Here is a 21904-nt window from a genome sequence, read left to right as displayed (position 1 = left end):
GTTGATAGGCCGGATCTGGAAGCACGGTAACGTGTGGAGGTGACCGGTACTAATAGGCCGAGGGCTTGTCCTCAGTTGCTCGCGTCCACTGTGTTGGTTCTGAAACCACGAACAGCCCCGCTGTAAACAGCGGTGTGGCGTTCACAGTTTCATAGTGTTTCGGTGGTTATAGCGTGAGGGAAACGCCCGGTTACATTCCGAACCCGGAAGCTAAGCCTTACAGCGCCGATGGTACTGCAGGGGGGACCCTGTGGGAGAGTAGGACGCCGCCGAACAATTTGTGAGAAAACCCCCGGCCGGGGATACCGGTCCGGGGGTTTTCTGCGTTCCGGGACCACTCCACTTCCCCTACAGCCGGCCCGCCGTCTTAAGAGCCAGGTACGCGTCCGCCAACGCCGGCGCCAGTTCATCCGGGGTCTCGTCGACGACCGTAACCCCGTGGCGCCGGAGTTGTTCGGCTGTGCGGTGGCGTTCGCTCTGGGCCTGGGCCGCCGCTGCGGCCTCGTACACCGCGTCGGTGTTTCCGCGAGCCTTCGCCATGCGCGCGATGTACGGATCTGCCACCGAGGCCACGAGAACGGTGTGGCGCTGGGTGAGTTGAGAGAGGACCGGGAGCAGCCCCTCCTCGACGGGGGCCGTGTCGAGGCTGGTGAGGAGGACGATCAGGGAGCGGCGCGGGGCCGTACGCAGGGCGGTGGCCGTCAGGCCTCGGGCGTCCAGTTCGACCAGTTCGGGTTCGAGTGTCGCCATCGCGTTGACCAGGGAGGGGAGCACGTCGCGTGCGGTGCGGCCCTGGATCATCGCGCGTACTCGGCGGTCGTAGGCGAGGAGGTCTACGCGGTCGCCGGCGCGGGAGGCGAGGGCTGCCAGCAGCAGGGCCGCGTCCATGGAGGCGTCGAGGCGCGGGGCGTCGCCCACGCGGCCCGCGGCCGTGCGGCCGGTGTCGAGGACGACGAGGATGTGGCGGTCGCGTTCGGGGCGCCAGGTGCGTACGGCGACGGTGGACTGGCGGGCTGTGGCGCGCCAGTCGATGGAGCGGGTGTCGTCTCCGGGGACGTACTCGCGCAGGCTGTCGAATTCGGTGCCCTCGCCGCGGATGAGCACGCTGGTGCGGCCGTCGAGTTCGCGCAGTCGGGCGAGCTTGGACGGGAGGTGCTTGCGGCTGGTGAAGGGGGGCAGGACGCGTACCGTCCAGGGGATTTTGTGGGTGCCCTGGCGGGAGAACAGGCCGAGGGGGCCGTACGAGCGGATCGTGACCCTGTCGGCCTGGCGGTCGCCTCGGCGGGTCGGGCGCAGGCGGGTGGTGAGGCGCCGGCGTTCGCCCGGGGGGACGGTGAGGCGGTGGCGTGAGGCCTCCACCTCGGTGCCGGGCTCCCAGCTGCTGGGGGGCCAGGCGTCGCGCAGGCGGGCTCTGAGGGGGCGGCGGGACGGGTTGGTGACCGTGAGGGTGACGTCGGCGCTCTCGCCCAGGCGTACGGACGTGTCGCCGGAGCGGGTCAGGCCGAGGCGTCGCACGGGGGCCGCGAGGGCGAAGTCGCAGGCGCAGGCCACCGCCAGGGGGGCGTTGACGGCCAGGATGCCCGTCCAGCCGGGGTCCCAGATGCCGACTGGGAGGGAGCCGAGGGCCGCGAGGAGCGCGGCGCGTCCGGTGAGGGCCATCAGCGGGGGACGGGGACGTGGGCGAGGATAGCGTTGATGACGGAGTCGGCCGTCACGCCCTCCATCTCGGCCTCCGGGCGGAGTTGCACGCGGTGCCGGAGGGTGGGGAGGGCGAGGGCTTTGACGTCGTCGGGGATGACGTAGTCGCGGCCTGTGAGCCATGCCCACGCGCGTGAGGTGGCCAGGAGGGCCGTCGCGCCGCGGGGGGAGACGCCGAGGGTGAGGGACGGGGACTCGCGGGTGGCGCGGCAGATGTCGACGACGTAGGCGGTGATCTCGGGGGAGACCGTGGTCTTGGCGACGGCGGCGCGGGCGGCTTCGAGGTCGGCAGGGCCGGCGACGGGGCGTACGCCGGCTGCGCGCAGGTCGCGCGGGTTGAAGCCTTCGGCGTGGCGGGTGAGGACGTCGATCTCGTCCTGGCGGGAGGGGAGAGGGATTGTCAGTTTGAGGAGGAAGCGGTCCAGTTGGGCTTCGGGGAGGGGGTAGGTGCCCTCGTACTCGACCGGGTTCTGGGTCGCGGCGACCAGGAACGGGTCGGGGAGCGGACGCGGGGTGCCGTCGACCGTGACCTGGCGTTCCTCCATGGCCTCCAGGAGTGAGGACTGGGTCTTCGGCGGGGTGCGGTTGATCTCGTCGGCGAGGAGGAGGTTGGTGAAGACCGGGCCGGGCTGGAAGGAGAACTCGGCGGTGCGGGCGTCGTAGACGAGGGAGCCGGTCACGTCGCTCGGCATGAGGTCGGGGGTGAACTGGACGCGTTTGGTCGTCAGTTCGAGTGCGGATGCGAGGGCGCGGACGAGCAACGTTTTGGCGACCCCGGGGACTCCTTCTAGTAGCACGTGTCCACGGCAGAGGAGGGCGACGACGAGGCCGGTCACGGCGGGGTCCTGGCCGACCACGGCTTTGGCGATCTCGGCGCGCAGGGCCTCCAGGGAGGCGCGGGCCTTGCCCGGGTCCCCGGTGATCCCGGCGTTGTCAGTGGTCGGGTCCATCATGGACGGCGTACCTCTCTTTCGAGGGCGTCGAGTTGGTCGGCGAGGGCGATGAGGGCCGCGTCGTCGCTGGGCGGCGGGCCGAAGAGGAGGGAGTGCAGGGTCTGTCCGTCGCCGCGGGGGTGGGCGGACAGGGCGGGGAGCAGGGTCTCGGGCGCGTGCGCCTGGGTGACGGGGACGCCTACGAGGGGGGCGAGTCGGGTGCGGGTGGTGGAGCGAAGAGCGGCGGCCGCGCGGTCGCGGGCGTTCGCCTTGCGGTAGAGGCGTGCGCGGCCTTCGACGGTTTCGGAGGCGCGGATCGCCACGGGGAGTTTCTCGGGCACGAGGGGGCCGAGCCGGCGTGCCCGCCAGAGGGCGGCGAGGCATGCCGCGATGAAGAGTTGCAGTGTGCCCCAGAGCCAGCCCGAGGGCAGCAGGTCGAGGAAGCCTTTTTCGCCGCCGTCGCCGGTGGCGGAGGTGTCGGAGAGCGAGGGGAGGTACCAGACCAGATGGGGGCGGGAGCCAAGGAGTTGGAGGGCGAGCGAGGCGTTGCCCTGCTTGTCGAGCCGGTTGTTGAAGAGGATGTCGGGCGCGCCCAGGACGACGGTGTCGCCGCCTGCGGAGGTCTGCGGGATGCGCAGCAGGGTCGCCAGGCGCTCGCTGGGGTAGCACTTGTCGGCGTCGAGGTGCGTGGTGGTGTAGCGGATGCCGCCCGTGTCGGCGCTTCCCGCGCGTTGCGCGGCGGGCAGCGTGCAGTCGGGGGCGAGCGTCGAGTCGAAGCTGGTGGCGGGGTCGGCGGTGACACCGGGGGCGAGTTTTTCGACGGACGAGCTGCCGGGGGCGATCAGGACGGTGCGTCCGCCGGACTCGGCGATCGTGGAGTGCAGCGTGGACTGTTGACGGGGCGTCAAGAGGTCGGGGACGGCGACCAGGAGAGTGGTCCGGGGTCCGGCTGCGGCGCGGGCTTCGTCCAGGGTGGTGACCACGCGCGTGGAGACGCCGCGGTCCGCGAGGAGTTCGGCGACGGCGCGGCTGCCGTAGGGGTCGACGGAGCGCGGGTCGAGTTCGCCGTGCCGGGTGTCGGAGCGCACCACGGCGATGACGACGGCCGCGGCCAGCAGGACGACGACGGCGAGGGCGATGCCTCGCGCGCGGGTCCACACCTGACGGGCGGTGGGCGAGGCCGAGGTGGACGGGAGCGTGGCCTCGGTGGTCATCCGGCGGCTCCATGGCGGCCGTTGCGGGCCGTGCTGGGGATGCTGCCGGCGAGTTGGGGCTTGGTGCGTTCGAGGTCGCGGTCGAGTTCGGCGATGCGGTGGTACGACATCTCGCTCGCCCTTCGGCCGCCATACGTGACGTCGTCGAAGTCCCGGGCGGCGGCGCGCAGTCGGTCCGCGTGGGAGGGCAGCGCGGTGCCCGCTTCGGCGGCGGCCTCGTCCGCGGTGCGGCCGGGGCGGACGTCGAGGAGTGCGCGTTCCTCGAGCGAGCGGACGATGGCGCGCATCCGTTCCTGGACGGCCTGGTTCCAGTGGCCCTGGGCGGCCTGCGCCTCGGCGGCCGCGCGGTGTTCGGCGGCGCTGCGGGGGCGGTCGTCGAACAGGGCGGCGGAGGAGGTGGGTTGGCGGCGCGGGCTGCCGAGGCGCCACCACAGCGCCCCGAGGACGGCGAGGACGGCCACGAGGACGACGATCAGGCCGAGCGTGCCGCCCGGGGTCGCGGTGGCGGCGGTGCCGAAGAGTTTGTCGACCCAGTCCCAGAAGGCGTTGAGGGCGCGCTGGAACAGGCTGGGGTCGTTCTCGTGGTACATGCGTTTGGACAGCTCGCGGCGAGCCGCCTCGCGCGCGGGATCGCGCGGAATGGTCACCGGCGGTTCGTCACCGGAGCGAGCGAGCGACAGCAGGGATGTGTCGCCCGCGCGCAGCAGGGTCCGTACGGCGGCCTCGGCGGCGCGCGGCAGTGCCGGTACCGATGTGACAACGCCCCCCGTCAGGCTCACCGCATCAGCTCCCCGTGCCGGTGTCGGTGCCGTATCCCTGGACGCCGGCGGCGCGGGCCAGGTCGAGGTCGAGGGCCTCGCGGCGGATGCGCTGGTCGATGTAGAGCAGGACCGTGACACCGGCCGTGATCGGGAACGTGATCATGGAGCCGATCATCGAGCCGATCCCGCTGATGATCAGGAACGTCCAGCCGGCGTCGGCGCCCCCGTTGTTGAAGAAGTTGACGATGCCGTCGCTGCCGAAAGCGGCGGCGATGAAGGTGAACGGGATGACCACGATCGACGCGACGATGTTCGCGATGACCGTGGCGAGCAGCTGGATGCCGAAGACCCGCCACCAGGAGCCGCGGACCAGCTTCACGGAGCGGCTCATCGACTTGACGATGCTCTGCTTCTCCAGCATGAGCGCGGGCGAGGCGAGCGAGAAGCGGATCATCAGCCACAGGGCGACGATCCCGGCGGCGAGGCTGCCGAGGATGGCGAGCGCGACTCCCGCGTCGCCCGAGCCGGCGACCGCGACGAGGATGCCGGGCAGTGCGCCGCCGAGGATGACGCCGGCCGCGATGAACAGCAGCAGGAAGATCAGGCCGAACAGTTTGGGCACCTGCGGACGGGCGTCGCGCCAGGCCTCGCCGGCGGTGACCGGCCGGCCGAGCACGGCGCGGCTGGTGACCGTCGTCAGCAGGGCGGTCGCGGTGATCGTGCCGATGAGGGAGACGAGGAACACGACGCTGGTGTTGAGCATGGTGTCGCCCATGGCGCGGGTGACCTCGGAGAGGCTGGCGCTGGGGTCGCTGAGGGTTTCAGCGGTCTCCCGGTCGTTCAGGACGAGGCCCTGGAGCAGGACGACGACGATCTCCGTGACGACGGCGACGGTCAGCGAGATGCCGAGGACCGTGCGCCAGTAGGTGCGCATGGTGGAGACGGCGCCGTCGAGGATCTCGCCCACGCCGAGCGGGCGCAGCGGGATGACGCCGGGCTTGGCCGCGGGCGGGGGACCACCCCAGGCGCCGCCCCAGCCGCCGTAGGGACCGCCGTAGCCGCCCCAGCCGCCGGGTGCTCCGGGGCTGCCCGGGCCGCCGGGAGGGGTGCCGCCCCAGCCCGGGCCGGGCGGTGGAGGAGGCGGGGTCTGGCCAGGGCTTCCGGGGCCCGTGGGCGCGGACCACTGGCCGGCGGGCGGCTGCTCCTTGGACCACTTCACGCCTGGTTCCTGCGGGTCCGTGCCCGGCTGGTCGGCGGGTTGTGCGGCGCCGGGACGCGGAGTGCCGGACTCGCCGGTCTCCTGCCCGTCGGACGGGGCAGATCCGGGCGAGGCCCAGCCCGGAGTGTCGTTCATCGTCGCTCCTTCACGGTGCCCGTCCGCGGTCGCGGCGGCAAGTTGGCAGCCATCGTGCCATGGGGTGCTCATGGAGGTACCGGCCGCGGTATGGGCTGCACACCTTCAATTGTCCGCCGGATAAGGGGCAGACTGATCGCATGGCTGATCAGCACGCGCAATCCGGCGAGGACAGCAGGCCGACCGAGATCCCGGCGATCCGCTGGGAGGAACCACCCGAGGGGCCCGTACTGGTCCTACTGGATCAGACGAGGCTGCCGGCCGAGGAGGTCGAACTGGTCTGCACGGACGCGCCCGCGCTGGTGGAGGCGATCCGTTCGCTCGCCGTGCGCGGGGCACCGCTGCTCGGGATCGCGGGGGCGTACGGCGTCGCGCTCGCCGCCGCCCGCGGCTTCGACGTGGACGACGCCGCGGCCGCGCTGGCGGGCGCCCGGCCCACCGCGGTGAACCTCTCCGTCGGCGTGCGCAGGGCGCAGGCGGCCTACAAGGCCGAGTGCGCCAGGAGCGGCGAGGGGGAGCGGGCCGCCGCGGCGGCGCTGGCCGCGGCGCGGCAGCTGCACCAGGAGGACGCCGAGGCCAGCGCTCGGATGGCCGAGCGTGGACTGGCGCTGCTCGACGAGCTACTGCCCGGCGGCGGGCACCGGATCCTCACCCACTGCAACACCGGGGCGCTGGTGTCGGGCGGTGAGGGGACGGCCTTCGCGGTGGCGCTCGCGGCGCACCGGGTGGGGCGGCTGCGGCGGCTGTGGGTGGACGAGACGCGTCCCCTGCTGCAGGGCGCTCGCCTCACGGCGTACGAGGCGGCGCGCAACGGGATGGCGTACACCCTGCTCACGGACAACGCGGCGGGCTCGCTCTTCGCGGCCGGTGAGGTGGACGCGGTGCTGATCGGGGCGGATCGGATCGCGGCCGACGGGTCGGTGGCGAACAAGGTGGGGAGCTATCCGCTGGCCGTGCTCGCGCGGTACCACCATGTGCCGTTCATCGTGGTGGCGCCGGTGACGACGGTGGACCCGGACACCCCGGACGGGGCGTCCATCGAGGTCGAGCAGCGTCCCGGGCACGAGGTGACCGAGATCGTGGCGCCTCAGGTTCCGGTGGTGGGGGTGGAGGCCGGGGGCGGGGTCCCGGTGGCGCCCTTGGGGACGCAGGCCTACAACCCCGCGTTCGATGTGACGCCGCCGGAACTGGTGACCGCGATCGTCACGGAGGAGGGCACCGTCTCTCCCGTGACGGCGGAGGCCCTCGCGGAGCTGTGCGCCAGGTCGCGGCCCGTGACGGCGTCCTGACACGGTTGCGGAGGGTGTGGGACGTTTCGCGCCGGTCGGCCGGGCCGACCGGATGGTCGGCGTGCGCCTACCCTGGGTAGCTGAGATCCGTTGTCGGCACCGACGTCGGCGGACAGGGGCAGACAGTGACGGCCGAGTACGACTATCGTCACGGGCCAGTGACCCTGCTCACCTGCACCTTCGCCACTGTTATGAGAATGGGATGATGTCGTTTATGAAGGGACGAGTCCTTGTCGTCGACGACGACACCGCACTTGCCGAGATGCTCGGCATCGTGCTGCGTGGTGAAGGGTTTGAGCCGTCTTTCGTAGCTGACGGCGACAAGGCGCTGGCCGCGTTCCGGGAGGCCAAACCCGATCTGGTGCTGCTCGACCTGATGCTGCCCGGCCGGGACGGCATCGAGGTGTGCCGGCTGATCCGGGCCGAGTCGGGTGTGCCGATCGTGATGCTCACGGCCAAGAGCGACACCGTGGACGTCGTCGTCGGGCTGGAGTCCGGGGCCGACGACTACATCGTGAAGCCGTTCAAGCCGAAGGAGCTCGTCGCGCGGATCCGGGCGCGGCTGAGGCGATCGGAGGAGCCGGCGCCCGAGCAACTGGCCATCGGTGACCTGGTCATCGACGTGGCGGGGCACTCGGTGAAGCGGGACGGGCAGTCGATCGCGCTGACGCCGCTGGAGTTCGACCTGCTGGTGGCTCTCGCGCGCAAGCCCTGGCAGGTGTTCACGCGCGAGGTGCTGCTGGAGCAGGTGTGGGGTTACCGGCACGCGGCCGACACCCGCCTGGTCAACGTCCATGTGCAGCGCCTTCGTTCCAAGGTGGAGAAGGACCCGGAGCGTCCGGAGATCGTGGTGACCGTCCGTGGCGTCGGGTACAAGGCAGGGCCGAGCTGACATGTCCGGTGACAGTGCCGCCACGGCGTCCGGGCCGGCCGGGGCCCGCGCGGGGCGGCCTGTCGGCCGGAAGCCGGCCGGCTCCCGCTGGCAGCGCCTGTTGGAGGGCGGGCTGTTGCAGGGCGGGGTCCAGGGCAGCCCGGTGCTGCGGCTCTTCATGCGGTGGGTGCGCCGCCCGCTGCTGCCCGTCATGCGGCTGTGGCGGCGCAACATCCAGCTCAAGGTCGTCGCCACGACACTGCTGATGTCGCTGGGCGTCGTACTGCTGCTCGGCTTCGTCGTCATCGGCCAGGTACGCAACGGACTGCTGGACGCCAAGGTGAAGGCCTCCCAGAGCCAGGCCACCGGCGGTTTCGCCGTAGCCAAGCAGAAGGCCGACGAGGCGGAGACCGGTACCGCCGACACCGCCCAGTCCCCGGACGGACGGCAGTCGCAGAACCTCACCTCCTGGATGAGCGACCTCGTCGAATCCCTCTCCAGCGGTGGTCAGGGCGCCTTCGACGTGGTGACGCTGCCCGCGGGGGACAACAACAGCGGCGGCGGACGCGGCCCGCGCGCCTCCGGCCAGCTCGACCCGACGGCCAGCGTCCCCGACGACCTTCGCGCACGGATCAACGAGATCCAGACGGCCGCGCAGAGCTACACGCGGATCATCTACAAGGACAGCGACAAGGAGTCCCAGCCCGCCCTGGTCATCGGCAAGCAGGTCAACGACCCCACCGGCAACCCGTACCAGCTCTACTACCTCTTCCCGCTCACGCAGGAGGAGAAGTCGCTGAGCCTGGTCAAGGGCACGCTGGCGACCGCCGGGCTCTTCGTCGTCGTACTCCTCGGAGCCATCGCCTGGCTGGTGGTGCGGCAGGTCGTCACACCCGTGCGGATGGCGGCCGGGATCGCCGAACGGCTGTCCGCGGGCAAGCTGCAGGAGCGGATGAAGGTCACCGGCGAGGACGACATCGCGCGGCTCGGCGAGGCCTTCAACAAGATGGCGCAGAACCTCCAGCTGAAGATCCAGCAGCTGGAGGACCTGTCGCGGATGCAGCGACGGTTCGTCTCCGACGTCTCACACGAACTGCGGACGCCACTGACGACCGTACGAATGGCCGCGGACGTCATCCACGAGGCGCGGGAGGACTTCGATCCGGTCACCGCGCGGTCCGCCGAGCTGCTCGCCGACCAACTCGACCGGTTCGAGTCGCTGCTCGCCGACCTGCTGGAGATCAGCCGCTTCGACGCGGGCGCGGCAGCGCTGGAGGCGGAGCCGATAGACCTCAGGGAGGTCGTACGGCGGGTCGTCAGCGGAGCCGAACCGCTCGCGGAGCGCAAAGGCACACACATACGCGTACGGGGCGACCAGCAGCCCGTCATCGCCGAGGCGGACGCACGCCGCGTGGAGCGTGTGCTGCGCAACCTCGTCGTCAACGCCGTGGAGCACGGCGAGGGCAAGGACGTCATCGTCAAGCTCGCCGCGGCGGGCGGGGCCGTCGCCGTCGCGGTGCGCGACTACGGCGTCGGACTCAAGCCCGGCGAGGCCACGCGCGTGTTCAGCCGCTTCTGGCGGGCGGACCCGGCACGCGCGCGTACCACCGGCGGCACCGGGCTCGGGCTGTCCATCGCCCTGGAGGACGCGCGGCTGCACGGCGGCTGGCTGCAGGCCTGGGGCGAGCCGGGCGGCGGTTCACAGTTCCGGCTGACGCTGCCCAGGACCGCGGACGAGCCGCTGCGCGGCTCGCCGATACCGCTCGAACCCAAGGACTCGCGCCGCAACCGCGGACTCAACGACGCCGGCCTGCCGCGCGGTGGCGACAAGACGGCCACCGTGCCCGTGCAGCCGGCCGGGGACCAGATACCCGCGATCGCCCCGAGGCTGAGCGGCGCCACACCCACGGCCGACCCGACCGCGCTGCCCGGCAACGGCGCGCGTGTCGTACCCCGGCCCGCCTCGGGCACGCGGCGACAGGACGAGACGCCCCCAGGAGAGGGGGCACGGAGCGAGACCCCGGGCCGTGCGGACACCGGACCGGAAGACACGCCGAGGCATGGGGAGGCATCGCGTGGGCGCTGACCGTCAGGGGGGCGCCCGGCGCCGACCGGTGCGCGCGGCGGCATACGGCGTCTGCGGCGTCGTACTGCTGGCCGGGTGCGCGTCGATGCCCGACAGCGGGGATCTGCGCGGCGTCGACTCCACACCGCGACAGGACACGCAGGTGCGGGTCTTCGCCATGCCGCCGCAGAAGAACGCGCAGCCCCCCGAGATCGTCTCGGGCTTCCTGGAGGCGCTGACCAGCGACGACCCGAACTACACGACGGCGCGGCAGTATCTGACCAGCGCCGCCTCCCAGGCGTGGAATCCGGGCCTGTCCACCACGATCCTCGACAACGGGCCGGGCACCGGCCAGGACCGTTCGGACGCCAGGGACAACCTCTCCTTCACTCTGACCGGCACCAGGGTCGCCAAGGTGGACGCGCAGCAGTCGTACGAGCCCGACAGCGGCCCCTACAACGCGCTGGTCCATCTCGCGCGGGACAAGACCGGGCAGTGGCGCATCGACCGGCTGCCGCAGGGCGTCGTCATGGGGAAGTCGGACTTCCAGCGCAACTACATGTCCGTCAACAAGTACTACTTCGCCTCCACCACGACCTCGGGGGCACCTGCGGCCGTCGCCGATCCCGTGTACGTGCGCCGCCGCGTCGATCCCATGACGCAGACGGTGCGTTCACTGCTGAACGGTCCCACGAACTGGCTCAACCCCGAGGTACGGACGAGTTTTCCCACCGGTACGGCGCTGGGCAAGGGCGTCACCTCGCTGGCGCCCGACGACCAGAACAACCTCACCGTGCCGCTCAACGCGAGCGCCGCTCGCGTCGGAACGGCCCAGTGCGAGCAGATGGCGACGCAGCTGCTGTTCACGCTGCAGAACCTCACCACGGCCATCGAGCAGGTCGAGCTGCGGTCGGGAGGCCGGCGGCTGTGCACACTCAGCGAGGACCGGACCGCCACGGTCGCCACACTGGCCTCCACCGCACACACCGGCTACCTGTACTTCATCGACGCCAAGAGCAGGCTGGTGCGGATCGCGGCGGGCAGCCCCAGCACCAGCGCCGAACCCGTGCCCGGGGCACTGGGCGAGGGCGCCAAGGCGCTGACGTCGGTGGCCGTGTCGCGTGACGAGAGCACGGCGGCCGCGGTCGCCGCCGACGGCAGGGAGCTGTACGTCTCCTCGCTGGTGTCGGGCGGCTCCCTCGGAAACCCAGTGCTGACCAGCCAGGGCAAGGCCGAGCAGACCCGGTTCACGGCACCCAGCTGGGACTCGCAGGGCGACCTCTGGATCGCCGACCGCGACCCCGCAGGCCCCCGGCTCCTCCTGCTGCGGCAGGGCAAGGGGCACCCGCTCGAGGTGAGGACACCGGACCTGAACGGGCAGATCGAGGACGTACGGGTGGCTGCCGACGGTGTGCGGATCGCGCTCGTGGTGGCCAAGGGCAAGGAGAAGTCCCTGCTCATCGGGCGGATCGAACGGGGCGGCGACAAGGGTGCGCCGACCGTTTCGGTGCTGGAGCTGCGGTCCGCGACACCGGAGTTGGAGGACATCACGGCCATGTCCTGGGCCGGGGACAGCCGGCTCGTGGTGGTCGGGCGCGAGCAGGGCGGTGTGCAGACGATGCGCTACGTCCAGGTCGACGGCTCCACCCCCGACGGACCGGCGCCCGCCGCGCTCACCGGGGTCAAGGAGATCACCGCGACCGAGTCCGAGGGGTTGCCGATGGCGGCGTACTCGGACGACGGGATCGTGCGGTTGGGGTCCGGAGGACAGTGGCAGAAGGTCGTCTCGGACGGCAAGGCGCCGGTCTATCCGGGCTAGTCCGACACGGCTTCGAGAGCGGCCGCTTCCGACCAGGGGGACCTGGCGGGGGGCCGCTTCGTGTTCGGTTCGGGTGGCGGGAGGGGCGGCCGACGAGTTGCTTCCCGGCGGCGCGAGTTGTCCACAGGGAGTTGTCCACAGGGGTGGTCGGGTGGCTCGGGTATTGGCACAGTGGTCGCCATGCGGGGGTGGTGGCAGGACCTCACCGACCTGGTGCTGCCGACCGAGTGCGGCGGCTGCGGGAGGCCGCGCACGGTGCTCTGCCCGAAGTGCCGTGCGGCTCTGAGCGGGGCGGTACCGAGTCGGGTGCGCCCGGTGCCGGAACCGCCCGGTCTGCCGGCGGTGCACGCGGCGGCCCGGTACGCGGACGAGGTACGGGCCGTGCTGCTGGCCCACAAGGAACGGGGCGCCCTATCCCTCGCGACACCGCTGGGTACGGCTTTGGCGGGGGCGGTGCGGGTGGGGGTGCGGGAGGCGTGGGGAGGCGGGGTGGGGGGAGGGGGAGGGGCCCCCTCCGTGCGGGCTCCTCTGGCCGGCGCGCCGACAGGTGAGTCCGCGAGCCACGTTGACCGGCCCCTGCTGCTCGTCCCCGTGCCCTCGGCGCGGCGGGCCGTACGGGCTCGGGGGCATGATCCGGCCAGGCGGATCGCGCTCGCCGCTGCCGGTGAGCTGCGGCGGGGCGGGGTTGCGGCGCGCGTCGTCGCCGTGCTGCGGCAGCGGCGGGCGGTGGTGGATCAGGCGGGGCTCAACTCTCGGCAGCGGCTGGAGAATCTGGCGGGCGCGCTCGGCGTGGTGCCGGGCGGTGGGCGACTGCTTCGGGGCGGTCGGGTCGTGCTTGTCGACGATCTGATGACGACCGGGGCGTCACTGGCGGAGGCGGCGCGGGCGGTATGGGCGGCGAGGGAACCGTGGAGGGACGAAGGGGCGGACTGGTATGTGACGGGTGCAGACGCGGGGGCGGATGCCTGTGTGACGGGGTCGAACGAGGGAGCGGACGCGTATGTCACGGGGCCGGAGCCAGGGCGTGGGGGAGCGGTCGCGGTGGCCGGCGGGTGGTCGGCCGGGGACGCGCGCGGGTACCGGCATTCGCCGGGGCCGGAATCATGCGGTGATGTGGCTCGGGCCGTGTATCCGGCGGCTGCTCGGGAAAGCAGAGGGGAACGGATCACCGGACCGGTGGAGGAAGAGGCCGACCTTGTGCGCGACGGGCGGGGAGGGGCTGGTGCGAGCAGCGCCGGTGACCTGATCTGCGCGGCTGTGGTCGCGGCGTCGCCGGACTCTTTCGAAACAAACCGGAACTGACTGTGCACTTGCATCGTTGCAGGTAATGACAGGGTCAATTCACCTGAACGGAGGTACGCCGCGGTAGAGGGTGACGACATCCGTCCGGGCGAGATATGTTCGGTTGTGAGGAAAGGCGCAGGCCACGCCTCACGTACCCGAGTGCCGTGCTGCGGGTTTTCACCATCACCCGCGCTGGTGGAGTGGAGATCTTGCCCGCGGGGGAGGAGGTGGACGTCACCGAGTCCGTAGGTTCCGGAGATCACCGGAGCCTGGTGCAAAAGGGAGACGCTCCGCAGCGAGGCGGAGCGATCCGGGAACGGAGTTCTGCGTGGACATCGTCGTCAAGGGCCGCAAGACCGAGGTGCCTGAGCGGTTCCGCAAGCACGTGGCCGAGAAGCTGAAGCTGGAGAAGATCCAGAAGCTCGATGGCAAGGTGATCAGCCTCGACGTCGAGGTGTCCAAGGAGCCCAACCCCCGACAAGCCGACCGTTGTGACCGAGTGGAGATCACGCTCCGCTCCCGCGGTCCGGTGATCAGGGCGGAGGCGGCGGCCAGCGATCCGTACGCGGCGCTCGACCTGGCGGCGGAGAAGCTGGACGCCCGGCTGCGCAAGCAGCACGACAAGCGGTTCTCGCGCCGTGGCGCGCGTCGGATCTCGGCGGCCGAGGTCCCCGACCACGTCCCTGGCGCGGCGACGCTCAACGGGAACGGCCAGGCCGTCCACGAGGAAGACACCGACGGCGTACCCACCAGGAAGATCGGCTCGCTGGAAGTGAAGGGCGAAGGCCCCCTCGTCGTCCGCGAGAAGACCCACGTCGCCTCCCCGATGACGCTCGACCAGGCCCTCTACGAGATGGAGCTGGTCGGCCACGACTTCTATCTGTTCGTCGACTCCGAGACGAAGGAACCGAGTGTCGTCTACCGGCGGCACGCGTACGACTACGGCGTCATCCACCTCAGCACGGACCCGATGGTCGCCCAGGCGCAGTCTCCCGCGCCCGGTGGCACGTTGGGTGGCTGACCCTCGCGGCTGACAGTTGTGCCGGTGCCCCTGGAGCGCCTGTGCGCCCCCAGGGGCACCGGTGTGCGACCACTTCGCGTCCCGCTCTGTCACCGCGTTGTCGCCCGGGCATGGAATCATGGCCTCAGCGGCTCAACCGGTGGGCCGTTGCCTTGGGTTGGCGGATGGCACAGCACCACAGGCCACAGCCTTCAGGGGGAGGAACGATGGCGGACAGCTTCGGACCGATGCGGGACGAGGATGCCGACGGTGGCGTCGTCGGCATGGGCCCGGACGCGGGCTCTCCACGCAAGGAGCCGATCAGAGTCCTGGTCGTGGACGACCACGCTCTCTTCCGCCGTGGTCTGGAGATCGTGCTCGCGGCCGAGGAGGACATCCAGGTCGTGGGCGAGGCCGGGGACGGCGCGGAGGCCGTCGACAAGGCCGCCGACCTGCTGCCCGACATCGTCCTGATGGATGTACGGATGCCCAAGCGGGGCGGGATCGAGGCGTGCACCTCCATCAAGGAGGTCGCTCCCAGCGCCAAGATCATCATGCTGACGATCAGCGACGAGGAGGCCGACCTCTACGACGCGATCAAGGCGGGTGCGACCGGTTATCTCCTGAAGGAGATCTCGACGGACGAAGTGGCCACGGCCATTCGCGCGGTCGCCGACGGGCAGTCGCAGATCAGTCCCTCCATGGCGTCGAAGCTCCTCACCGAGTTCAAGTCGATGATCCAGCGCACCGACGAGCGTCGGCTGGTGCCCGCGCCGCGGCTGACGGACCGTGAACTGGAGGTCCTCAAGCTCGTCGCCACGGGCATGAACAACCGGGACATCGCCAAGGAGTTGTTCATCTCCGAGAACACCGTGAAGAACCATGTGCGCAACATCCTGGAGAAGCTGCAGCTGCACTCCAGGATGGAGGCGGTGGTGTACGCGATGCGGGAGAAGATCCTCGAGATCCGCTGACGGGAGCCCGCGGGGCCTGGTTCAGCGCAGAGCGGCGATGAGCGCCCGGGTCACCTCCTTGGTGAGCGGCTCGTGCAGCTCCGGGGCGTCCACCCGCTCGACGCGTACGCTCGTGCAGCCCACCCAACTCGCTGCCTCCACCAGTGCTTCCGCGACGGCCGGGACCACCTTGGGTCCGTCCAGGGTGACTTGCCGTGCGATCAGCGTGGCACCTTCGCGGGCGGGGTCGACGCGGCCGACGAGCCGGCCGCCGGCCAGGACGGGCATCGCGAAGTAGCCGTACACGCGCTTCGGTTTGGGGACGTAGGCCTCCAGACGGTGCGTGAAGCCGAAGATCCGCTCCGTGCGCGCCCGCTCCCAGACGAGGGAGTCGAAGGGCGACAGCAGCGTGGTGCGGTGGCGGCCGCGCGGAGGTGTCTCCAAGGCCGCCGGGTCGGCCCAGGCCGGTTTGCCCCAGCCCTCGACCGTGACCGGGACCAGGCCCGAGTCGGCGATGACCGCGTCGACCTGCTCGCCCTTGAGACGGTGGTAGTCGGCGATGTCCGCGCGCGTGCCGACACCCAGGGACTGGCCGGCCAGGCGGACCAGGCGGCGCAGGCACTCCGTGTCGTCCAGCTCGTCGTGCAGCAGCGGCTCCGGGATCGCCCGCTCGGCCAGGTCGTACACCCGCTTCCAGCCGCGGCGCTGCACGCACACCACCTCGCCGTACATCAGGGCCCGCTCCACGGCGACCTTCGCGCCGGACCAGTCCCACCATTCGCTGGTGCGCTTGGCGCCGCCCAACTCGGTGGCGGTGAGGGGGCCTTCGGCACGGAGCTGTTTGACGACCTGGTCGTAGGTGCCGTCGGGGAGTTCGTGGTTCCAGTGCGGGCGGGACCGGTAGGCGCGGCGGCGGAAGGCGAAGTGGGGCCACTCCTCGACGGGGAGGATGCACGCGGCGTGCGACCAGTACTCGAAGGCGTGGGGTTCGCCGGTCGCCGCGGTGTTCCAGTAGGCGTCCTCGACCGTTCTGCGGCCCACCGCGCCCAGGCGGGCGTACGGGATGAGTTCGTGGGAGCGGGCCAGGACCGAGATGGTGTCCAGCTGGACCGCGCCGAGGTGGCGGAGGATGCCGCGGACGCCTGCCTTGCGGTCGGGTGCGCCGAGCAGGCCCTGGGCGCGCAGGGCGATGCGGCGGGCCTCGTCTGCCGAGAGGTCGGTGGTGGGGCGCGGGGTCGTCATGGTTCGCACGATAGGGGGCGGGACTGACAGTGGCGGCTGAACTGGGGATTCGTCGACGGGTGCCCCGGGTTGGGCTCGGCGTGGGTCACTCGGGTTGTACCCGCGCCGGCAGGTGGGGGGCCGTCGACGGCAGCCCCAGGTCCGAGGGCAGCAGGGCGCCCACCCAGGCGTCACGGCGTACGCCTCCGTGGATGATCGCGGAGCGCAGGGTGCCCTCGATGACGAAACCGGCGCGCTCCGCCACCGCGCGGGAGGGTCTGTTGCCGACCTCCGCGCGCCATTCCACTCGGTCGACCGACAGCTGGGTGAACGCCCAGCGGGAGACCTCGACGGCGCCCTCGGTGACGTAGCCGTTGCCCCGGTGCTCCTTGGCGGCCCAGAACCCGATCTCGGCGGTGCCCAGGGAACGCATGGTCAGGCCGAGCATGCCCACCAGTTCCTCCCCTTCGGGGAGGAAGAGGCCGAAGGTGAGCATCGAGCCGTTGGCCCAGCCCTCGGGGACGATCTCCTGTGTGAAGCTGCGCGCGTGCTCGGGCAGGTAGGGGGAGGGGATGGTGGTCCAGCGCTGGATGTCGGGGTCCTGGGCGGCGGCGTGCACCGCTTCGGTGTCCTGCGGGCCGACCGTGCGCAGAAGCAGACGGGCGGTGGTGAGCGTCACGGGTTCCATCGGCCGATTCTGCTCGGGGCTGGGTGCGGGGCGCCATCCTTTAGCCGAGCGTGAGCGGGTGATCACAATTCGCGCAATTCGTCGGCGGGATCCGGCACCATCCGCGGGGCCCGTCCGTTGTCCCCTGTGAACCCGTCCGTTGCCCGCTTTGAAGAAGATTTGAGGCGGTGCGCCGAGTGCTGAAAGGTCGTCGTCACAGCAGGCCTCCCGACCGGGGCTGGTCCTCGCATACGATGGCCGTTGCTCAGTAAGCCAAATGGAAACCGACCGTCCCAGGCCCGACCGGCAAGGAGACCAACCCCCGTGTCCGTCCTCTCGAAGATCATGCGTGCAGGCGAAGGCAAGATCCTGCGCAAGCTGCACCGCATCGCGGACCAGGTCAACTCCATCGAAGAGGACTTCGTCGACCTCTCCGACGCCGAGCTGCGGGCCCTCACCGATGAGTACAAGCAGCGCTACGCCGACGGCGAGAGCCTGGACGACCTGCTGCCCGAGGCGTTCGCCACCGTGCGCGAGGCCGCCAAGCGCGTCCTCGGCCAGCGGCACTACGACGTGCAGCTGATGGGTGGTGCAGCCCTGCACCTCGGCTATGTGGCCGAGATGAAGACCGGTGAGGGCAAGACCCTGGTCGGCACCCTGCCCGCGTATCTGAACGCGCTCTCCGGTGACGGCGTCCACCTCATCACGGTCAACGACTACCTGGCCGAGCGCGACTCCGAGATGATGGGCCGCGTCCACAAGTTCCTCGGCCTGAGCGTCGGCTGCATCCTCTCCAACATGACGCCGGCGCAGCGCCGCGAGCAGTACGAGTGCGACATCACGTACGGCACGAACAACGAGTTCGGCTTCGACTACCTGCGCGACAACATGGCGTGGGCGAAGGACGAACTCGTCCAGCGCGGGCACAACTTCGCCATCGTCGACGAGGTCGACTCCATCCTCGTCGACGAGGCCCGTACGCCGCTGATCATCTCCGGCCCCGCCGACCAGGCCACCAAGTGGTACGGCGACTTCGCCAAGCTGGTGCTGCGCCTCAAGCGCGGCGAGGCCGGCAACCCGCTCAAGGGCGTTGAGGAGACCGGCGACTACGACGTCGACGAGAAGAAGCGCACGGTCGCCATCCACGAGTCCGGTGTCACCAAGGTCGAGGACTGGCTGGGCATCGACAACCTCTACGAGTCGGTGAACACGCCTCTGGTGGGCTACCTGAACAACGCCATCAAGGCCAAGGAGCTCTTCAAGAAGGACAAGGACTACGTCGTCATCGACGGCGAGGTCATGATCGTCGACGAGCACACCGGCCGTATCCTCGCCGGCCGCCGTTACAACGAGGGCATGCACCAGGCGATCGAGGCGAAGGAAGGGGTGGACATCAAGGACGAGAACCAGACGCTCGCCACGATCACCCTGCAGAACTTCTTCCGCCTCTACAAGAAGCTCTCCGGCATGACCGGTACGGCGATGACCGAGGCCGCCGAGTTCCACCAGATCTACAAGCTCGGCGTGGTCCCGATCCCGACCAACAAGCCGATGATCCGCGTGGACCAGTCGGACCTCATCTATCGCACCGAGGTCGCGAAGTTCGAGGCGGTCGTCGACGACATCGCCGAGAAGCACGAGAAGGGCCAGCCGATCCTCGTCGGTACGACGTCGGTCGAGAAGTCGGAGTACCTCTCGCAGCAGCTGTCCAAGCGCGGCATCCAGCACGAGGTGCTGAACGCCAAGCAGCACGACCGGGAGGCGACGATCGTCGCCCAGGCCGGCCGCAAGGGCGCCGTCACGGTGGCCACCAACATGGCCGGCCGTGGTACGGACATCAAGCTCGGCGGCAACCCCGAGGACCTCGCCGAGGCGGAGCTGCGCCAGCGCGGCCTCGACCCCGAGGAGCACATCGAGGAGTGGGCGCAGTTCCTGCCCGCGGCCCTGGAGCGGGCCGAGCAGGCGGTCAAGGCCGAGAAGGAAGAGGTCGAGGAGCTCGGCGGGCTGTACGTGCTGGGCACCGAGCGGCACGAGTCGCGCCGTATCGACAACCAGCTGCGCGGTCGCAGCGGTCGTCAGGGCGACCCCGGCGAGTCCCGCTTCTACCTGTCCCTCGGTGACGACCTGATGCGGCTGTTCAAGGCCCAGATGGTCGAGCGCGTGATGTCGATGGCGAACGTCCCGGACGACGTGCCGATCGAGAACAAGATGGTCACGCGCGCGATCGCGTCCGCCCAGTCGCAGGTCGAGCAGCAGAACTTCGAGACCCGTAAGAACGTCCTGAAGTACGACGAGGTCCTCAACCGTCAGCGTGAGGTCATCTACGGCGAGCGGCGCCGCGTCCTGGAGGGCGAGGACCTGCAGGAGCAGGTCGGCCACTTCATGGACGACACGATCGACGCGTACGTGGCCGCGGAGACCGCCGAGGGCTTCCCGGAGGACTGGGACCTCGACCGGCTGTGGGGCGCCTTCAAGCAGCTCTACCCGGTGCGGATCACGGTGGAGGAGCTGGAGGAGGCCGCCGGCGACCGGGCCGGTCTGACCGCCGAGTTCATCTCCGAGTCCATCAAGGACGACATCCGCGAGCAGTACGAGGCGCGGGAGGCGCAGCTCGGCTCCGAGATCATGCGTGAGCTGGAGCGCCGGGTCGTGCTGTCGGTCCTGGACCGCAAGTGGCGCGAGCACCTCTACGAGATGGACTACCTCCAGGAGGGCATCGGCCTGCGCGCGATGGCGCAGAAGGACCCGCTGGTCGAGTACCAGCGCGAGGGCTTCGACATGTTCACCGCGATGATGGAGGGCATCAAGGAGGAGTCCGTCGGCTACCTGTTCAACCTGGAGGTCCAGGTCGAGCAGCAGGTCGAGGAGGTCCTGGTCGAGGACGCCGCTCCGGTCGACATGGAGAAGCAGGACGCGGTGCCGGCCCAGGCGGGTGGGCGTCCGGAGATCCGCGCGAAGGGGCTGGACGCTCCGCAGCGACGGAACCTGCACTTCTCCGCGCCGACCGTGGACGGCGAGGGCGGCACCATCGAGGGCGACTTCGTCGGCGACGAGGAGCCGGTGCGCTCGGAGGCCGACGGCCTCACGCGCGCGGAGCGCCGCAAGCAGGCGCGGGGCGGGCGTCGCCGCAAGAAGTGACGGCGGCTACGGCGCCCGAGGCGTCGTAGCGGCTCGAGGGCCGGGTCATCCGCGGGATGACCCGGCCCTGTTGCGTACGGTCGCCTAGTCGTCGACGGCGGCACGTGCGGGGCGGGGTCCGCCCAGTTCCACCGCCGTGCAGCGCCAGCGCAGATCGGGGCCCTGCTCCAGGCGGAAGGCCATGGCGCGCAGTTGCTCCCCGGCGCCGATCCGGGCGAACGCCTCGATGGCGCCGGGGCGGGGGACGCAGTAGCCGATGTCGCGGACGACGGGGCGGGTGCCGCGGGTGCGCAGGGGCCCGCGTTCGGCGAGCCGGGCCAGTTCGTCGTAGGCGCGGCCCGCGGTGTGCCGGAGCATCCAGTGGACGGGCCGCTGCCCGCTCAGAACGGCGAGCAGACGGTCGGCGAAGACGTCGGTGGGGCGGGGCTGCGGGACGGGGAGCCGAACCGGCGGGGCGGGCACCGCGGGTGTCGCCGAAGCCGAAGCCGCGGCCTGAGCCGAGGCTGACGCTGATGTCGGGACCGGTGTCGGGGCTGGTGCCGACGCTGGGCGGGTGTCCGTGGGCCTCGTGTTGGCGGAGAGCCCGGAGGTACGGGAGCCGGGCGGGCGGCCGCCGCCCGGGGCGGTCCCGGCCGAGGCTCCGCCCGGCGTGCGCGGCGGGGCGCCGCCCGGGCGACGCGTGTCGTGGCGGCCCGGCGGGCGGGTCCCCGGCCGGGTGTGCGCTGCCCTGGTCATGACCTTGTGCATGGGTGTCCCCGTTTCCATGAGCGTGTCCATGAGCCCGGCCGAGCGGTGGTACCGGGCGGTAACTTCCTGTTGCGGATCTTGTACGGAACGCGATGGCGGCAGCAAGGAAGCAGAAGGTCGGGTCGGGGCGGTCGGAAGGTTCACCTATCAGGGTGATGGAGGGGGTTGTGGGCCCGTGTTCACGCGGGGGTCGTGGGTGAATCACGGGCCCGGGGTTGACGGCCTCGGCGTCATCGGCGGGGACTCGAAAGGGGACGCCCGCACGTATCCTGAAGGCCCTGTCCAGCGGAGCCCCTCGATCACGAAAGCGGCCAGACATGCGCGTCTACGTCCCCCTGACCCTCCCCGGTCTCGCCGAGGCGTACAAGACGGGAGAGCTGGGGGCCGGGCCGCTCGTCGCCTACGCCGTCACCCCCGCGCTGCGCGAGTGGTACCTCTCGGACGACATCGAGGAACTGGAGTACGCGGCGCTGAACCGCGCCGCCCTTGCCTCGCTGCGTCTGCTGGCCGCCGACGCCGGGGCTCCCCGGCGCCGGGTCGTGGTCGCCGTCGACGTGCCCGACGGCACGGCCTGGGCCGACCCGGACCGCGGACTCGACCCGGCCGCGCTCGGCGAGGTCCGCGTCAGCCAGGCCGTACCGCTGGCCAAGGCGGCCGCCGTGCACGTCGACCTCGACGACGCGGAGACGGACGTGGCCGCGGCAGCTGATGCGCTGGAGGCGGCGGACCGCGGTGACGACGACGCCCAGTTCGTGGTGGACGGGGCCGAGGACCACGAACTGCTCTGGTACGCCACGCAGGAGATCCCGAGCCTGGTGGGCCTCGCGGACTGAGCCCTCCGCACACTCCGATCGCCGGTCGGCGACCTCGATCGCCCCGCCGGTGCATCCC

17 protein-coding genes and 2 rRNA genes are annotated in these 21904 nt (G+C 71.0%); 11 read left to right on the top strand and 8 right to left on the bottom strand.

Going from position 1 to position 21904, the window contains the following annotated elements:
* Both ABZZ74_RS19315 and rrf read left to right on the top strand, forming a co-directional pair.
* A 23S ribosomal RNA gene (locus ABZZ74_RS19315) occupies positions 1 to 73 on the top strand; the annotation flags it as partial.
* Between the two features lie 85 nt (positions 74 to 158).
* Positions 159 to 275: ribosomal RNA gene (gene rrf, locus ABZZ74_RS19310) — 5S ribosomal RNA — on the top strand.
* 73 nt (positions 276 to 348) lie between these two features.
* Here the strand turns inward: rrf and ABZZ74_RS19305 are convergent.
* Genes ABZZ74_RS19305 through ABZZ74_RS19285 form a run of 5 tightly spaced genes read right to left on the bottom strand, consistent with a single transcriptional unit; the run spans position 349 to position 5959 of the window.
* Complete coding sequence (locus ABZZ74_RS19305) at positions 349 to 1659, bottom strand: DUF58 domain-containing protein (protein ID WP_356766358.1); 1311 nt, start codon at positions 1657 to 1659, stop codon at positions 349 to 351.
* Positions 1659 to 2648: a MoxR family ATPase gene (locus ABZZ74_RS19300; RefSeq protein ID WP_240860483.1), complete on the bottom strand. Its 990-nt coding sequence runs from the start codon at positions 2646 to 2648 to the stop codon at positions 1659 to 1661. Before ABZZ74_RS19300 ends, ABZZ74_RS19305 begins: the two co-directional genes overlap by 1 nt.
* Entirely contained in the window at positions 2648 to 3844 is a 1197-nt protein-coding gene (locus tag ABZZ74_RS19295) for a DUF4350 domain-containing protein (RefSeq protein WP_356766356.1), read from the bottom strand. The genes ABZZ74_RS19300 and ABZZ74_RS19295 overlap by 1 nt, the downstream gene beginning before the upstream one ends.
* On the bottom strand, positions 3841 to 4623 hold the full coding sequence (locus ABZZ74_RS19290) for a DUF4129 domain-containing protein (RefSeq protein ID WP_356766354.1): 783 nt from the start codon (positions 4621 to 4623) through the stop codon (positions 3841 to 3843). Before ABZZ74_RS19290 ends, ABZZ74_RS19295 begins: the two co-directional genes overlap by 4 nt.
* A gap of 4 nt (positions 4624 to 4627) precedes the next feature.
* Positions 4628 to 5959, bottom strand: a complete 1332-nt coding sequence (locus ABZZ74_RS19285; protein ID WP_356766352.1) for a hypothetical protein — start codon at positions 5957 to 5959, stop codon at positions 4628 to 4630.
* 140 nt (positions 5960 to 6099) lie between these two features.
* Here ABZZ74_RS19285 and mtnA point away from each other — a divergent pair, with 140 nt between their 5' ends.
* The 7 genes from mtnA to ABZZ74_RS19250 all read left to right on the top strand — a co-directional run bounded on the left by mtnA (position 6100) and on the right by ABZZ74_RS19250 (position 15261).
* The gene (gene mtnA, locus ABZZ74_RS19280; protein ID WP_356766350.1) at positions 6100 to 7248 is read left to right on the top strand and encodes an S-methyl-5-thioribose-1-phosphate isomerase; all 1149 of its coding nucleotides are present in this window, start codon (positions 6100 to 6102) and stop codon (positions 7246 to 7248) included.
* A 202-nt stretch (positions 7249 to 7450) separates the two neighbouring features.
* Positions 7451 to 8140 carry a two-component system response regulator MtrA gene (mtrA, locus tag ABZZ74_RS19275; RefSeq protein ID WP_187283109.1) on the top strand — a complete coding sequence of 230 codons (690 nt, stop codon included), beginning with the start codon at positions 7451 to 7453 and terminating at the stop codon, positions 8138 to 8140.
* A 1-nt stretch (position 8141) separates the two neighbouring features.
* A complete protein-coding gene (gene mtrB / locus ABZZ74_RS19270) occupies positions 8142 to 10205 on the top strand; it encodes an MtrAB system histidine kinase MtrB (RefSeq protein WP_356766348.1) in 2064 nt (687 codons plus the stop codon).
* Complete coding sequence (locus tag ABZZ74_RS19265; RefSeq protein WP_356766346.1) at positions 10195 to 12003, top strand: LpqB family beta-propeller domain-containing protein; 1809 nt, start codon at positions 10195 to 10197, stop codon at positions 12001 to 12003. Before mtrB ends, ABZZ74_RS19265 begins: the two co-directional genes overlap by 11 nt.
* 180 nt (positions 12004 to 12183) lie before the next feature.
* Positions 12184 to 13305 (top strand): ComF family protein, encoded by a 1122-nt coding sequence (locus ABZZ74_RS19260; protein ID WP_356766344.1) that lies wholly within the window; start codon positions 12184 to 12186, stop codon positions 13303 to 13305.
* Positions 13306 to 13615: 310 nt separating this feature from the next.
* The gene (gene raiA, locus ABZZ74_RS19255) at positions 13616 to 14308 is read left to right on the top strand and encodes a ribosome-associated translation inhibitor RaiA (RefSeq protein WP_133046237.1); all 693 of its coding nucleotides are present in this window, start codon (positions 13616 to 13618) and stop codon (positions 14306 to 14308) included.
* 206 nt (positions 14309 to 14514) lie between these two features.
* Positions 14515 to 15261: a response regulator transcription factor gene (locus tag ABZZ74_RS19250; RefSeq protein WP_030943352.1), complete on the top strand. Its 747-nt coding sequence runs from the start codon at positions 14515 to 14517 to the stop codon at positions 15259 to 15261.
* 21 nt (positions 15262 to 15282) lie between these two features.
* Here the strand turns inward: ABZZ74_RS19250 and ABZZ74_RS19245 are convergent, their stop codons facing one another.
* Both ABZZ74_RS19245 and ABZZ74_RS19240 read right to left on the bottom strand, forming a co-directional pair.
* Positions 15283 to 16482, bottom strand: coding sequence for a crosslink repair DNA glycosylase YcaQ family protein (locus tag ABZZ74_RS19245; RefSeq protein WP_356766341.1), 1200 nt, complete (start codon positions 16480 to 16482; stop codon positions 15283 to 15285).
* Between the two features lie 85 nt (positions 16483 to 16567).
* The gene (locus ABZZ74_RS19240; RefSeq protein WP_356766339.1) at positions 16568 to 17149 is read right to left on the bottom strand and encodes a GNAT family N-acetyltransferase; all 582 of its coding nucleotides are present in this window, start codon (positions 17147 to 17149) and stop codon (positions 16568 to 16570) included.
* 303 nt (positions 17150 to 17452) lie between these two features.
* Here ABZZ74_RS19240 and secA point away from each other — a divergent pair, with 303 nt between their 5' ends.
* Complete coding sequence (gene secA, locus ABZZ74_RS19235) at positions 17453 to 20266, top strand: preprotein translocase subunit SecA (protein ID WP_356766337.1); 2814 nt, start codon at positions 17453 to 17455, stop codon at positions 20264 to 20266.
* Positions 20267 to 20350: 84 nt separating this feature from the next.
* On the opposite strand, the gene ABZZ74_RS19230 is transcribed toward secA, so the two are convergent.
* Positions 20351 to 21013 (bottom strand): Rv3235 family protein, encoded by a 663-nt coding sequence (locus ABZZ74_RS19230; protein ID WP_356766381.1) that lies wholly within the window; start codon positions 21011 to 21013, stop codon positions 20351 to 20353.
* 317 nt (positions 21014 to 21330) lie between these two features.
* On the opposite strand from ABZZ74_RS19230, the gene ABZZ74_RS19225 reads away from it, so the two are divergent.
* Positions 21331 to 21846, top strand: a complete 516-nt coding sequence (locus ABZZ74_RS19225) for a hypothetical protein (protein ID WP_356766335.1) — start codon at positions 21331 to 21333, stop codon at positions 21844 to 21846.
* The last annotated feature ends 58 nt before the right edge of the window (positions 21847 to 21904 follow it).

The organism is Streptomyces sp. NPDC006476 (genome assembly GCF_040612015.1).
Lineage (GTDB): Bacteria > Actinomycetota > Actinomycetes > Streptomycetales > Streptomycetaceae > Streptomyces > Streptomyces griseorubiginosus_B.
This window is presented reverse-complemented; position numbering and strand designations above follow the sequence as displayed.